Source organism: Pedococcus sp. P3_C7 (assembly GCF_056402615.1).
Window position 1 is genome coordinate 84,144 of the sequence record NZ_JBFUHC010000005.1, and the last position, 12,746, is coordinate 96,889.

The 12,746-nt window shown below is 67.1% G+C and carries 17 protein-coding genes; 2 read left to right on the forward strand and 15 right to left on the reverse strand.

The features are described from left to right. Positions 1 to 77: 77 nt before the first annotated feature. Genes rpsQ through rpsJ form a run of 11 tightly spaced genes read right to left on the reverse strand, consistent with a single transcriptional unit; the run spans position 78 to position 5,775 of the window. Positions 78 to 368 carry a 30S ribosomal protein S17 gene (gene rpsQ / locus AC1DS4_RS07470; protein ID WP_477613510.1) on the reverse strand — a complete coding sequence of 97 codons (291 nt, stop codon included), beginning with the start codon at positions 366 to 368 and terminating at the stop codon, positions 78 to 80. After that, a complete protein-coding gene (rpmC, locus tag AC1DS4_RS07475) occupies positions 365 to 619 on the reverse strand; it encodes a 50S ribosomal protein L29 (RefSeq protein ID WP_477613511.1) in 255 nt (84 codons plus the stop codon). Before rpmC ends, rpsQ begins: the two co-directional genes overlap by 4 nt. After that, positions 619 to 1,038, reverse strand: coding sequence for a 50S ribosomal protein L16 (gene rplP / locus AC1DS4_RS07480; protein WP_477613512.1), 420 nt, complete (start codon positions 1,036 to 1,038; stop codon positions 619 to 621). Before rplP ends, rpmC begins: the two co-directional genes overlap by 1 nt. Before the next feature lies 1 nt (position 1,039). Then, a complete protein-coding gene (gene rpsC / locus AC1DS4_RS07485) occupies positions 1,040 to 1,861 on the reverse strand; it encodes a 30S ribosomal protein S3 (protein ID WP_477632338.1) in 822 nt (273 codons plus the stop codon). Then, entirely contained in the window at positions 1,861 to 2,229 is a 369-nt protein-coding gene (rplV, locus tag AC1DS4_RS07490; RefSeq protein WP_477613901.1) for a 50S ribosomal protein L22, read from the reverse strand. The genes rpsC and rplV overlap by 1 nt, the downstream gene beginning before the upstream one ends. Positions 2,230 to 2,261: 32 nt before the next feature. Next, positions 2,262 to 2,543 (reverse strand): 30S ribosomal protein S19, encoded by a 282-nt coding sequence (gene rpsS / locus AC1DS4_RS07495; RefSeq protein ID WP_056923996.1) that lies wholly within the window; start codon positions 2,541 to 2,543, stop codon positions 2,262 to 2,264. An 18-nt stretch (positions 2,544 to 2,561) separates the two neighbouring features. Next, positions 2,562 to 3,398: a 50S ribosomal protein L2 gene (gene rplB / locus AC1DS4_RS07500; RefSeq protein ID WP_056923997.1), complete on the reverse strand. Its 837-nt coding sequence runs from the start codon at positions 3,396 to 3,398 to the stop codon at positions 2,562 to 2,564. A 35-nt stretch (positions 3,399 to 3,433) separates the two neighbouring features. Then, complete coding sequence (gene rplW, locus AC1DS4_RS07505) at positions 3,434 to 3,745, reverse strand: 50S ribosomal protein L23 (protein ID WP_477613514.1); 312 nt, start codon at positions 3,743 to 3,745, stop codon at positions 3,434 to 3,436. Then, a complete protein-coding gene (gene rplD, locus AC1DS4_RS07510; protein ID WP_477624083.1) occupies positions 3,742 to 4,794 on the reverse strand; it encodes a 50S ribosomal protein L4, sunset domain variant in 1,053 nt (350 codons plus the stop codon). The genes rplW and rplD overlap by 4 nt, the downstream gene beginning before the upstream one ends. Before the next feature lie 5 nt (positions 4,795 to 4,799). Next, positions 4,800 to 5,456 (reverse strand): 50S ribosomal protein L3, encoded by a 657-nt coding sequence (gene rplC, locus AC1DS4_RS07515; RefSeq protein ID WP_477624082.1) that lies wholly within the window; start codon positions 5,454 to 5,456, stop codon positions 4,800 to 4,802. 10 nt (positions 5,457 to 5,466) lie between these two features. Continuing rightward, complete coding sequence (gene rpsJ / locus AC1DS4_RS07520; RefSeq protein WP_009775966.1) at positions 5,467 to 5,775, reverse strand: 30S ribosomal protein S10; 309 nt, start codon at positions 5,773 to 5,775, stop codon at positions 5,467 to 5,469. Positions 5,776 to 6,197: 422 nt separating this feature from the next. Between rpsJ and AC1DS4_RS07525 the strand changes: the two genes are divergently transcribed. Both AC1DS4_RS07525 and AC1DS4_RS07530 read left to right on the forward strand, forming a co-directional pair. Further along, positions 6,198 to 7,505 (forward strand): alpha-hydroxy-acid oxidizing protein, encoded by a 1,308-nt coding sequence (locus tag AC1DS4_RS07525; RefSeq protein WP_477624081.1) that lies wholly within the window; start codon positions 6,198 to 6,200, stop codon positions 7,503 to 7,505. After that, positions 7,505 to 8,062: a GNAT family N-acetyltransferase gene (locus AC1DS4_RS07530; RefSeq protein WP_477624080.1), complete on the forward strand. Its 558-nt coding sequence runs from the start codon at positions 7,505 to 7,507 to the stop codon at positions 8,060 to 8,062. Before AC1DS4_RS07525 ends, AC1DS4_RS07530 begins: the two co-directional genes overlap by 1 nt. Before the next feature lie 267 nt (positions 8,063 to 8,329). Here the strand turns inward: AC1DS4_RS07530 and tuf are convergent, their stop codons facing one another. From tuf to rpsL, 4 genes are all read right to left on the reverse strand, one after another. Continuing rightward, positions 8,330 to 9,526 (reverse strand): elongation factor Tu, encoded by a 1,197-nt coding sequence (tuf, locus tag AC1DS4_RS07535; protein WP_477613520.1) that lies wholly within the window; start codon positions 9,524 to 9,526, stop codon positions 8,330 to 8,332. A gap of 123 nt (positions 9,527 to 9,649) precedes the next feature. After that, entirely contained in the window at positions 9,650 to 11,767 is a 2,118-nt protein-coding gene (gene fusA, locus AC1DS4_RS07540) for an elongation factor G (protein WP_477613521.1), read from the reverse strand. Positions 11,768 to 11,887: 120 nt separating this feature from the next. Continuing rightward, on the reverse strand, positions 11,888 to 12,358 hold the full coding sequence (gene rpsG / locus AC1DS4_RS07545; protein ID WP_056915473.1) for a 30S ribosomal protein S7: 471 nt from the start codon (positions 12,356 to 12,358) through the stop codon (positions 11,888 to 11,890). Then, the gene (gene rpsL, locus AC1DS4_RS07550; protein ID WP_056883290.1) at positions 12,358 to 12,732 is read right to left on the reverse strand and encodes a 30S ribosomal protein S12; all 375 of its coding nucleotides are present in this window, start codon (positions 12,730 to 12,732) and stop codon (positions 12,358 to 12,360) included. The genes rpsG and rpsL overlap by 1 nt, the downstream gene beginning before the upstream one ends. Positions 12,733 to 12,746 lie beyond the last annotated feature (14 nt).

Genomic DNA, 12,746 nt, shown 5'->3' on the forward strand with positions numbered 1-12,746 from the left:
TGTTGTCCGTGCCCCCGCGGCATACCTGGCGTTGTTTCTCCGGTATGCCGCGTGGGCGGCGGATGCTGAGGTTGGTACTACTTGGCCTTCTCGAGGATCTCCACCACGCGCCAGCGCTTGGTGGCCGAGAGCGGACGGGTCTCCATGATCGAGACGCGGTCACCGATACCGGCGGCGTTGTCCTCGTCGTGGGCCTTGACCTTGCTCGAGCGTCGCAGGACCTTGCCGTAGAGAGCGTGCTTGACGCGGTCCTCGACCTCGACCACGACGGTCTTGTCCATCTTGTCGCTCACCACGTAGCCCTGACGGGTCTTGCGGTAGTTGCGGTCTTGCGCCGTCACTGCCTCATCCTTCACGTCCTTGGTCATGCCGACTCCTCCTTGGCTTCGACACTCGGGCTCTGCCCGATGCCGAGCTCGCGCTCACGCAGCTCGGTGTAGATGCGGGCGATGTCCTTGCGGACGGCGCGCAGGCGGCCGTGGTTGTCCAGCTGGCCGGTGGCCGACTGGAACCGGAGGTTGAACAGCTCCTCCTTGGCCTTGCGGAGCTCGTCCACAAGGTGGTCGTCGTCGAGACCACGAAGGTTCTCGGACACCAGGTCCTTGGATCCGACTGCCATCAGATGTCACCACCCTCACGCCGAACGAAGCGGCACTTCATGGGGAGCTTGTGCATCGCCAGACGCATGGCTTCACGGGCGACCTCTTCGGACACACCGTTCACCTCGAACATCACGCGACCAGGCTTGACGTTGGCGATCCACCACTCGGGGGAGCCCTTACCGGAACCCATGCGGGTCTCGGCAGGCTTCTTGGTCAGCGGGCGGTCGGGGTAGATGTTGATCCACACCTTTCCGCCACGCTTCATGTAACGCGTCATCGCAATACGAGCGGACTCGATCTGACGGTTGGTGACGTAGGCGGGCTCGAGGGCCTGGATGCCGTAGTCGCCGAACGCGATCTTGGTGCCACCCTTCGCAGCGCCCGAACGACCCGGGTGGTGCTGCTTGCGGTGCTTGACTCGACGAGGAATCAACATGTCAGGACTGCTCTCCCTCAGTGCTGGCTGAGGCTGCGGTCGCCTCAGCGGCGGGAGCCTCAGCAGCGGTCTCGGTGGCGGCCTCCGGACGCTCGCGACGAGCGCGGGCCGGACGGTCTGCGCCGTCACGACGCGGGCCACGGCTCGGACGCGGCGCAGCAGCCTGCTGCTGAGCCAGCTCGCGAGCGGTGACGTCGCCCTTGTAGATCCACACCTTGACGCCGATGCGACCGAACGTGGTGCGGGCCTCGTAGAAGCCGTAGTCGATCTGCGCACGCAGGGTGTGCAGCGGAACGCGACCCTCGCGGTAGAACTCGGTGCGAGACATCTCGGCGCCGCCGAGGCGACCGGAGACCTGGACACGGATGCCCTTGGCCCCGGCGCGGGTGGCGGACTGCATGCCCTTGCGCATCGCACGACGGAACGACACACGAGCAGAGAGCTGCTCGGCGATGCCCTGCGCGACGAGCTGGCTGTCCACCTCGGGGTTCTTGACCTCGAGGATGTTCAGCTGGACCTGCTTGCCGGTCAGCTTCTCGAGCTCGCCACGGATGCGGTCGGCCTCGGCGCCACGACGACCGATGACGATGCCGGGACGCGCGGTGTGGATGTCCACACGGACGCGGTCACGGGTGCGCTCGATCTCGACGCGGGAGATGCCGGCCCGCTCCATGCCCTCGGACATGAGCTTGCGGATGGCGACGTCTTCCTTGACGTAGTCGCGGTACCGCTGACCCTCCTTGGTGGAGTCAGCGAACCAGCGGCTCTTGTGCTCGGTGGTGATACCGAGGCGGAAGCCGTGCGGGTTGACCTTCTGACCCATTAGCGGGTGCCTCCCTTGGTGGTCTTCGGCGTGACGACCACGGTGATGTGGCTGGTCCGCTTGTTGATGCGTGCCGCGCGGCCCTGGGCCCGCGGGCGGAACCGCTTCATGGTCGGACCCTCGTCGACGAACGCCTCGCTGATGACCAGGTTGGTCTCGTCGAAGGCCTCAGAGGCCTTGTCCGCCTTGACCCGGAGGTTGGCGATGGCGCTCTCGAGCACCTTCTGCACCGGGTCGGAGGCGTACTGCGGCGCGAACCGGAGCACGGCGATGGCCTCAGTGGCCTGCTTGCCGCGGATCAGGTCCACCATGCGGCGGGCCTTCTGGGGCGTGACGCGGACGTGCCGCGCACTCGCCTTGGCTTCCATCACGTTGTCCTTGTTCTCGGTCGGGGCAGCCATCAGCGACGACGCCCCTTCTTGTCGTCCTTCACGTGACCCTTGAACGTGCGGGTCGGTGCGAACTCACCGAGCTTGTGGCCGACCATCGACTCGGTGACGAACACCGGGACGTGCTTGCGACCGTCGTGCACGGCGAGGGTGTGACCCAGCATGTCGGGGCTCACGACCGACCGACGCGACCAGGTCTTGATGACGTTCTTGGTGCCCGCTTCGTTCTGGACGTCGACCTTCTTCTGAAGGTGGCCGTCGATGAAAGGGCCCTTCTTCAAGCTACGAGGCATGGTTTCTCAGGCTCCTTCTCAGCGCTTCTTGCCAGTACGACGGCGGCGAACGATCATCTTGTCGCTCGGCTTGCCGGGGCGGCGGGTGCGGCCCTCGGCCTGACCCCACGGGCTGACGGGGTGACGACCACCGGACGTCTTACCCTCACCACCACCGTGCGGGTGGTCGACCGGGTTCATGGCGACACCACGGACGGTCGGGCGCTTGCCCTTCCACCTCATGCGGCCGGCCTTGCCCCAGTTGATGTTGGACTGCTCGGCGTTGCCGACCTCGCCGACCGTGGCGCGGCAGCGCAGGTCGACGTTGCGGATCTCACCGGACGGCATACGCAGCTGGGCGTAGGGACCGTCCTTGGCGACGAGCTGCACGCGCACACCAGCGGAGCGGGCGATCTTCGCACCGCCACCGGGCTTGAGCTCGACGGCGTGGATGACCGTACCGGTCGGGATGTTGCGCAGCGGCAGGCTGTTGCCCGGCTTGATGTCGGCCGAGGGGCCGTTCTCGATGTTGGCGCCCTGCTCCAGGCCCTTGGGGGCCAGGATGTAGCGCTTCTCACCGTCGGCGTAGTGCAGCAGCGCGATGCGCGCCGTGCGGTTGGGGTCGTACTCGATGTGAGCGACCTTGGCCGGCACGCCGTCCTTGTCATGGCGACGGAAGTCGATGACGCGGTAGGCGCGCTTGTGTCCACCACCGATGTGACGGGTGGTGATGCGGCCGTTGCTGTTGCGTCCACCGGACTTCGTCAGGGGGCGCACCAGCGACTTCTCAGGCGTGGAGCGCGTGACCTCGACGAAGTCGGCGACGCTGGAGCCTCGGCGGCCAGGCGTGGTCGGCTTGTACTTACGGATACCCATGTTTCGTAATCCCTTACGTCTCTTCAGCGATTCCGTCAGGCGCCGGCACCGAAGATGTCGATCGAGCCCTCGCGGAGGGTGACGATCGCACGCTTGGTGTCCTTGCGCTTGCCGAGGCCGAACCGGGTGCGGCGGGTCTTGCCGACACGGTTGAGGGTGTGGACGGAGTCAACCTTGACGTTGAAGACGCGCTCGACGGCGATCTTGATCTCCGTCTTGTTCGCCCGCGGGTCGACGATGAAGGTGTACTTGCCCTGGTCGAGCAGCGAGTACGACTTCTCGGAAACGACCGGCGCGATCAGGATGTCGCGGGGGTCCTTGCCGTACAGAGCAGACTGGGTGCTCACTTGGTCTCCTCCTCAGCCACGTCAGTGGTCTCCTGGGCAGCAGCGCCACCGGCGGGGACGAAACCTGCAGCCGCGGCGGCATCCGCAGTGCGGAACCAGACCTCGGCGACGGTCGCGTCGTACCAGCGGGAGCCGGGGACGTGGAACTTCATCGAGTCCTTGTTGCCCTTGACCTCGAAGCCCTCCGGCGCGGAGCCGTCCTCGAGGGCGACAGCCGAGTCGGCGCCGTAGCCACCGTCGGTGTCCTCGGGAGCGTCCACCAGCGTCGCGGCCTTCTCAGCCTTGGCGGGCTTCTCGGCCGTGGCGGGCTTGTCGGCCTTGGCAGGCTTCTCGGCCTTGGCAGGCTTGTCCGCCTTGGCCTCGGACTTCTCGGTCTTGGCAGCCTTGGCCGGCTTGTCGGCCTTGGCAGGTGCGTCGTCGACGATCTCGACCTCGATGACGCCGCCGACCGGCTGCGCCTTGGAGACGAACGCCTCCAGGGCAGCGGTGGTGAAGACGACATCGTCCGCGCACAGCACGTCGTACGTGTTGAGCTGGTCGGCGGCGAGCACGTGCACGCCGTCGAGGTTGCGGACCGACTTCAGCGACACGACATCGCTGCGGTCGAGCACGACGAGCAGGTTGGGACGGTCGGTCAGGCCGGCGAGCAGCGCGAGCGCGTCCTTGGTGGACGGCGCAGTGCCGGTCACGAGGGACTCGACGACGTGCACCCGGTCGTTGCGGGCCCGGTCGGAGAGGGCACCGCGCAGGGCGGCGGCCTTCATCTTCTTGGGGGTCCGCTGGGCGTAGTCACGCGGCTGCGGGCCGTGGACGACGCCACCGCCTGCGAACTGCGGGGCGCGGGTCGAGCCCTGACGGGCGCGGCCGGTGCCCTTCTGGCGGTAGGGCTTGCGGCCACCACCGCGGACTTCGCCGCGGGTCTTGGTGGAGTGCGTGCCCTGACGCGCGGCGGCCAGCTGGGCCACGACGACCTGGTGGATCAGCGGAACGTTGACCTGGACGTCGAAGATCTCGGCGGGCAGGTCAGCAGCGACGGTCTTGGTTGCCATCTGGCTCAGGCTCCCTTCGCGGCCGTGCGGACGAGGACGATGCCGTTGCGGGGGCCGGGAACGGCACCCTTGATCAGCAGCAGGCCCCGCTCCACGTCCACGGCGTGGATCGTGAGGTTCTGGGTGGTCTGGCGCTCGCCGCCCATCCGGCCGGCCATGCGCATGCCCTTGAACACGCGACCCGGGGTGGCGCAGCCACCGATCGAGCCAGGCTTGCGGTGGTTCTTGTGGGAACCGTGGGAGGAGCTGACGCCGTGGAAGCCGTGACGCTTCATGACGCCGGCAAAGCCCTTGCCCTTGGTGGTCCCGGTGACGTCGATCGCCTGGCCGGCCTCGAAGGTCTCGACCGTGACTTCCTGGCCGAGCGTGTACTCGGCGGCGTCAGCGGTACGGAGCTCCACGAGGTGGCGACGCGGGGTCACGCCGGCCTTCTCGAAGTGCCCGGTCAGGGGCTTGGTCACCTTGCGGGGGTCGATGGCGCCGAACGCGATCTGGACGGCGTCGTAGCCGTCCTTCGCAGCGGCGCGGACCTGCGTGACGACGCAGGGGCCCGCTTCGATGACGGTGACGGGGATGAGCCGGTTGTCGGCATCCCACACCTGGGTCATACCGAGCTTCTTGCCCAGTACGCCCTTCACGGTCTTGGTAGCAGTGGTGGTCATTTCGCCAGCCTCAGAGCTTGATCTCGATGTTGACGTCTGCCGGCAGGTCGAGACGCATCAGCGAGTCGACGGCCTTCGGCGTCGGGTCGATGATGTCGATCAAGCGCTTGTGGGTGCGCATCTCGAAGTGCTCGCGGCTGTCCTTGTACTTGTGGGGCGAACGGATGACCACGAAGACGTTCTTCTCCGTGGGCAGCGGCACAGGGCCGACTACCGTCGCGCCAGCACGGGTCACCGTGTCGACAATCTTGCGCGCCGAGTTGTCGATGACCTCGTGGTCATACGACTTCAAGCGGATGCGGATCTTCTGTCCCGCCATCTCCGTTACGTCTCTCTCTCGCCGAACATCTAGCTTGGCCGGCTCTTGGCCATCTCCGACCCCCGCGGTCGGGTGTGTCGCACCCGCTTCGCGGCCGGACGACACGCGTTTTCACGCAGTCGTGCGGTTCGGATTGACCGGCAGAGCCGGGGCTTGCGCTTCCCTGGAGTGTCGCCCCGCGCATCAATGCACGGTTCGAGGTGTGTCACCGGGGGTGGCGGCGTCGACATGGGTCAACGGCGCGCGTCAAGCAACCGGTCCAGTGTGCCAGAGGCGACGGTGACCTACCAAATCGAGGCCGGGCCACGCGGCATACCCGCTCCGATGGCGCGTCGCGCCGCTCTGCCCCCTCCCGGGTATGCCGGGTGCTCACCGGTGTCGTTCACCCCCAGCGGGGTGGTCCCGCTGGCAGGATCGGGGCCATGACGACGCCGCCCGAAGGTCCAGGCAGGGCCAGGCAGGGCCTGATCTACCGCGCGGGAGTGCTGGGCCACCGCCCCACGGTGCCGACCGACTTCGCCGAGCTCGAGCGACGTGCGGCAGCGACGATGTCACCACGGGCCTGGGCCTATGTCGCGGGCGGGGCGGGCGAGGGCGCGACCATGCGGGCGAACCGCGCCGCCTTCGAGCGCGTCCGGATCGTGCCCCGCCTGCTGCCCGGCAACGCCCAGCGCGACCTGTCCACCGAGATCCTCGGCCGACGGCTTCCCGCACCGGTGCTGCTCGCTCCCGTGGGTGCGGCCGGGTTGGTCCACCGCGACAGCGACCTCGAGATCGGCTCGGCGGCGGCCGAGCTCGGCCTGCCGTACATCCTGTCCAACCAGGGGTGTTCCCCGATGGAGGACGTCGCGGCAGCCATGGGGGCGGCGCCGCGATGGTTCCAGCTCTACTGGTCCACCGACGAACCGCTCGTCGACAGCTTCCTCGCCCGCGCCGCCGCGAGCGGCGCCGAGGCGATCGTGGTCACCCTCGACACGACGATGCTGGGGTGGCGCCCCCGGGACCTGAACCTCGGATCCCTGCCGTTCTCCCAGGGCATCGGCATCGCGCAGTACACCTCCGACCCGCGCTTCCAGCAGGTGGTCCGCGACCGGATCGCGGCGAAGGCGGCCGCGGCTGAGGCAGCCGTGCGCGCCAAGGACGACGTCAAGGTGACGGTGGGCGCGCTCCGGTCGCTGTTGTCGATCAGCCGCGAGCACCCCGGCGACCTGCGGGCCAACCTCCGCTCCCCCACGCCCCGGGCTGCGGTCGAGACGTTCCTCGACATCTACTCGAACCCCGGGCTCACCTGGGAGCAGCTCGCCACCCTGCGCGACCGCACGGACCTCCCGTTCCTGGTCAAGGGTGTCCTGCACCCTGACGACGCGACACGAGCCGTGGAAGCGGGTGCCAGCGGGGTCGTGGTCAGCAACCACGGCGGACGGCAGGTCGACGGCGCGATCGCCTCCCTCGACGCCCTGCCGTCGGTGCGCGCAGCCCTCGGACCCGACCTAGCGGTGATCCTGGACAGCGGTGTCCGCACCGGCAGCGACGTCGTCAAGGCCATCGCGCTGGGCGCCGACGCCGTCGCGATCGGCCGGCCCTACCTCTACGGCCTGGCCCTCGGTGGGCGGGACGGTGTCAGGGACGTGCTGGCCAACATCGTGGCCGAGCTGGACCTGACGATGGGGCTGTCGGGAGTCGGCTCGGTGGCGCAGATCGGTCCCGAGCTGTTGCAGACGCCCTCCTGATGTCCAGGCCGCACCTGACGACGCCGCGGCTCCAGCTGCGTCCACTGAAAGCGGACGACAGCGACCTGCTGGTCGAGCTCGACGGCGATCCTGACGTGATGGAGTTCCTGACCGGGAGGGCCACCGGGCCGCAGGAGGTCATCGAGGTCTGGATGCCGCACCGCACCGAACCCGCGCACGACGCGCTGGGCCTGGGCTACTGGTCCGCCTTCGAGGACGGGGAGTTCGTCGGGTGGTTCTGCCTCACCCCGGACGACGGGTTGACGAGCGAGGCTGCCGAGCTGGGCTATCGGCTGCGCAGGCGAGCGTGGGGGCGAGGGCTGGCCACCGAGGGCGCCACCCGCTTGATGGAGCACGGCTTCGTCACCGTCGGGCTCGACCGGATCTGGGCCGAGACGATGGCAGTCAACGTCCGCTCCCGGGCGGTCCTCGAACGGCTCGGCCTGCGCCACGTCCGCACCGACATCAGGGAATGGGACGAGCCGCTGCCCGGTGCCGAGCTGGGCGAGGTCGTCTACGAGCTGACCGCCGCCGAGTTCGCAGCGGCCCACGGCTGACCCCCGCCCACATGTTGCCGGCTGGTGGTCACCAACCCCCGCATTCGCCGCCCCATGACGACCTGGCGGCAACAAGTCACTAGAGGCCCCCACCTGTTGCCGGCTGGTCGGCACCAACCCCGGGAAATCGGCGCCCCGTGACGACCTGGCGGCAACACGTCGCAGGCCCGCGCGGCATACGGGACAGCGAAGGGCCCCCCCGCCGMAGCTGCGGGGCCCTCCTGTGGTGCTGGTGCGTCAGATCACCGGTGGCGAAGTCGCCGAGTGTTACTTGGTGATCTTGGTGACGCGGCCGGCGCCGACGGTACGGCCGCCCTCGCGAATGGCGAAGCGCAGGCCCTCCTCCATGGCGATCGGCTGGATGAGCTCGACGTTCATCTCCGTGTTGTCACCGGGCATGACCATCTCGGTGCCCTCGGGGAGGTGCACTACGCCGGTCACGTCGGTGGTGCGGAAGTAGAACTGCGGGCGGTAGTTGTCGTAGAACGGCGTGTGACGGCCGCCCTCATCCTTGGACAGGATGTAGACGTTGGCCTCGAAGTCCGTGTGCGGGGTGATCGAGCCCGGCTTGACGATGACCTGGCCGCGCTCGACGTCCTCGCGCTTGGTGCCACGAAGAAGCAGGCCGACGTTCTCGCCCGCACGACCCTCGTCGAGCAGCTTGCGGAACATCTCGATGCCGGTGACCGTGGTCTTGGCCGGCGGGCCGGGGTGGATGCCGACGATCTCGACCTCAGCGTTGACGTTGAGGATGCCGCGCTCGATACGACCGGTGACGACGGTGCCACGACCGGTGATCGTGAACACGTCCTCGACGGGCATGAGGAACGGCTTGTCGACGTCACGCTCGGGGATCGGGATGTGGTTGTCCACGGCGTCCATGAGCTCCAGGACGGAGTTGCCCCACTCGGCGTCGCCCTCGAGCGCCTTGAGCGCCGAGACCTTGACGACCGGCAGGTCGTCGCCCGGGAACTCGTAGTCGGACAGCAGCTCGCGGACCTCCATCTCGACGAGCTCGAGGATCTCCTCGTCGTCGACCATGTCGGCCTTGTTGAGCGCCACGACGATGTAGGGAACGCCGACCTGGCGGGCCAGGAGGACGTGCTCCTTCGTCTGCGGCATCGGGCCGTCGGTCGCCGCAACCACGAGGATCGCACCGTCCATCTGCGCCGCACCCGTGATCATGTTCTTCACGTAGTCAGCGTGACCGGGGCAGTCGACGTGGGCGTAGTGACGGCTCTCCGTCTGGTACTCGATGTGCGCGATCGAGATCGTGATACCGCGCTGCTTCTCTTCGGGTGCCTTGTCGATGTCGTCGAACGCGAACTGCGGGTTCAGGTCCGGGTACTTGTCGTGCAGGACCTTGGAAATCGCAGCCGTCAGCGTCGTCTTACCGTGGTCGATGTGACCAATGGTGCCGATGTTGACGTGCGGCTTAGTCCGCTCGAACTTTGCCTTCGCCACTTGATGTCCTCCTCAGGACTCTTCTTGGTGAAACGCCTTTTGCCCAGATGGGACGTGGCGCGGATTGGGGGTTGTGGAGCTCTGGTGGTTCGTTGCGTGGAGTGCGACCGGTAATGCTACCGGTCACTCACCACGCGTCTTCTTGATGATCTCCTCGGCAACAGCCTTGGGGACCTCGGCGTAGGAGTCAAACTCCATCGAGTAGTTCGCCCGACCCTGGGTCTTGGACCGCAGGTCACCGACGTAGCCGAACATCTCCGACAGGGGGACCAGACCGCGGACGACCTTGGCACCACTGATGTCCTCCATGGCCTGGATCTGGCCACGGCGGGAGTTGATGTCACCGATGACGTCGCCCATGTAGTCCTCGGGCGTACGCACCTCGACGGCCATCATCGGCTCGAGGAGCACGGGGTCGGCCTTGCGGACGGCCTCCTTGAGCGCCATGGAACCGGCGATCTTGAACGCCATCTCGGAGGAGTCGACGTCGTGGTAGGCGCCATCGAGCAGCGTCGCCTTGATGCCGACCAGCGGGTAGCCGGCGAGCACGCCGTACTGCATGGCGTCCTGGATACCGGCGTCGACCGACGGGATGTACTCGCGCGGAACGCGGCCACCAGTGACCTTGTTCACGAACTCGTACATCTCGCCCGACTCGGCGGTGTCGAGGGGCTCGATGCTGATCTGGATCTTGGCGAACTGGCCGGAGCCACCCGTCTGCTTCTTGTGGGTGAAGTCCAGCTTCTCCACGGTGCGACGGATCGTCTCGCGGTAGGCCACCTGCGGCTTGCCGACGTTGGCCTCGACCTTGAACTCGCGCTTCATGCGGTCCACGAGGATGTCCAGGTGGAGCTCGCCCATGCCGGCGATGATCGTCTGGCCGGTCTCCTCGTCGTGGTGGACCTGGAAGGTCGGGTCCTCGGCGGAGAGCTTCTGGATGGCCGTGGAGAGCTTCTCCTGGTCACCCTTGGTCTTGGGCTCGATGGCCACCTGGATGACCGGGTCCGGGAACGTCATCGACTCGAGCACGATCTGCTCGTTCGGGTCGCTCAACGTGTCACCGGTGGTGGTGTCCTTGAGGCCGATCGCCGCGTAGATGTGACCCGCGAGGGCCTCCTCCACGGGGTTCTCCTTGTTGGCGTGCATCTGGAAGAGCTTGCCGATGCGCTCCTTGCGGCCCTTGGTCGTGTTGACGACCGCGGAGCCGGCGGAGATCTGGCCGGAGTAGACGCGGATGAAGGTCAGCGTGCCGAAGAACGGGTGCGTGGCGACCTTGAACGCCAGCGCCGAGAACGGCTCGCTCGTGTCGGGCTTGCGCGTCATCTCGATCTCCTCGTGGTTCGGCTTGTGGCCGACCATCGGGGGGACATCGAGCGGCGAAGGCAGGTAGTCGACGACGGCGTCGAGCATCGGCTGCACACCGCGGTTCTTGAAGGCAGAGCCGCACAGGATCGGGTAGAGCTCGGAGTTGACCGTGAGCTTGCGGATGGCGCCCTTGATCTCCTCGGGCGTCAGCTCCTCGCCACCGAGGTACTTCTCCATGAGGACGTCGTCGGACTCGGCAACGCGCTCGACGAGGGCGTGGCGGTACTCCTCGACCTTCTCGAGCATGTCGGCCGGGATCTCCTGGATCTCGTACTTGGCACCCATGGTGACGTCACCCTTGGAGTCACCGGGCCACACGAGGGCACGACGGTAGATGAGGTCGACGACGCCGACGAACTCGCTCTCGGAGCCGATCGGCAGCTGGAGCACGAGGGGCTCCGCGCCGAGGCGGTCCTTGATGGTGTCGACGGTGAAGTAGAAGTCCGCGCCGAGCTTGTCCATCTTGTTGACGAACGCGATGCGGGGGACGTCGTACTTGTCGGCCTGACGCCACACGGTCTCGGACTGGGGCTCGACGCCCTCCTTGCCGTCGAACACGGCGACGGCACCGTCGAGGACGCGCAGCGAGCGCTCCACCTCGACCGTGAAGTCCACGTGACCGGGGGTGTCGATGATGTTGATCTGGGTGCCCTCCCAGAAGGAGGTCACCGCGGCAGACGTGATCGTGATGCCGCGCTCCTTCTCCTGCTCCATCCAGTCGGTCGTCGACGCACCGTCGTGGGTCTCACCGATCTTGTGGTTGACACCGGTGTAGAAGAGGATGCGCTCAGTCGTCGTCGTCTTGCCGGCGTCGATGTGCGCCATGATCCCGATGTTGCGGACCTTGGTCAGGTCCGTCAGGACGTCGAGTGCCAATGTGATCGTCTCATCTCGCTCGTTAGAAAAAGTTCGTTGTGGTGCATGGGGGCGGGGCCTCGACCACGCACCTGCGGTATGCCGCGGGCGTGTGTTGCGCCCGCGGCATACCGGTCGCTGTTACCAGCGGTAGTGCGCGAAGGCCTTGTTGGACTCGGCCATCTTGTGGGTGTCCTCACGACGCTTCACCGCGGCACCGAGGCCGTTGGACGCGTCGAGGATCTCGTTCATGAGGCGCTCGGTCATGGTCTTCTCACGACGCTGACGCGAGTAGCCGACCATCCAGCGCAGGGCCAGGGTGGTCGCGCGGTTGGGCTTGACCTCGATCGGCACCTGGTAGGTGGCGCCACCGACACGGCGGGACTTGACCTCGAGCGTCGGACGGATGTTGTCCAGCGCGCGCTTGAGGGTCACGACGGGGTCGGAGCCGGTCTTCTCCTTGACGCCCTCGAGGGCGCCGTAGACGATCGTCTCGGCGATGGACTTCTTGCCATCGAGGAGGATCTTGTTGACCAGCTGGGTCACCAACGGGGAGTTGTGGACCGGGTCGACGACGAGGGGGCGCTTGGGCGCAGGTCCCTTGCGAGGCATTACTTCTTCTCCATCTTCGCGCCGTAACGGGAGCGGGCCTGCTTGCGGTTCTTGACACCCTGGGTGTCGAGCGAGCCGCGGACGATCTTGTAACGCACGCCGGGGAGGTCCTTCACACGACCACCGCGCACGAGCACGATCGAGTGCTCCTGCAGGTTGTGGCCGACGCCCGGGATGTAGGCCGTGACCTCGATGCCGCTGGTGAGGCGCACGCGGGCGACCTTCCGCAGGGCAGAGTTCGGCTTCTTGGGGGTGGTGGTGTACACACGCGTGCACACACCACGGCGCTGGGGCGAGCCCTTGAGGGCAGGAGTCTTGGTCTTGGTGACCTTGTCCTGACGCCCCTTGCGCACAAGCTGGTTGATCGTAGGCAACCTGTTCTCCGTAC

Excerpts from the sequence above, each read along its gene's own strand:
- rpsQ (WP_477613510.1), bottom strand. The coding sequence starts at position 368 with ATGACCAAGGACGTGAAGGATGAGGCAGTGACGGCGCAAGACCGCAAC.
- rpmC (WP_477613511.1), bottom strand. The coding sequence starts at position 619 with ATGGCAGTCGGATCCAAGGACCTGGTGTCCGAGAACCTTCGTGGTCTC.
- rplP (WP_477613512.1), bottom strand. The coding sequence starts at position 1,038 with ATGTTGATTCCTCGTCGAGTCAAGCACCGCAAGCAGCACCACCCGGGT.
- rpsC (WP_477632338.1), bottom strand. The coding sequence starts at position 1,861 with ATGGGTCAGAAGGTCAACCCGCACGGCTTCCGCCTCGGTATCACCACC.
- rplV (WP_477613901.1), bottom strand. The coding sequence starts at position 2,229 with ATGGAAGCCAAGGCGAGTGCGCGGCACGTCCGCGTCACGCCCCAGAAG.
- rpsS (WP_056923996.1), bottom strand. The coding sequence starts at position 2,543 with ATGCCTCGTAGCTTGAAGAAGGGCCCTTTCATCGACGGCCACCTTCAG.
- rplB (WP_056923997.1), bottom strand. The coding sequence starts at position 3,398 with ATGGGTATCCGTAAGTACAAGCCGACCACGCCTGGCCGCCGAGGCTCC.
- rplD (WP_477624083.1), bottom strand. The coding sequence starts at position 4,794 with ATGGCAACCAAGACCGTCGCTGCTGACCTGCCCGCCGAGATCTTCGAC.
- rplC (WP_477624082.1), bottom strand. The coding sequence starts at position 5,456 with ATGACCACCACTGCTACCAAGACCGTGAAGGGCGTACTGGGCAAGAAG.
- rpsJ (WP_009775966.1), bottom strand. The coding sequence starts at position 5,775 with ATGGCGGGACAGAAGATCCGCATCCGCTTGAAGTCGTATGACCACGAG.
- AC1DS4_RS07525 (WP_477624081.1), top strand. The coding sequence starts at position 6,198 with ATGACGACGCCGCCCGAAGGTCCAGGCAGGGCCAGGCAGGGCCTGATC.
- AC1DS4_RS07530 (WP_477624080.1), top strand. The coding sequence starts at position 7,505 with ATGTCCAGGCCGCACCTGACGACGCCGCGGCTCCAGCTGCGTCCACTG.
- rpsG (WP_056915473.1), bottom strand. The coding sequence starts at position 12,358 with ATGCCTCGCAAGGGACCTGCGCCCAAGCGCCCCCTCGTCGTCGACCCG.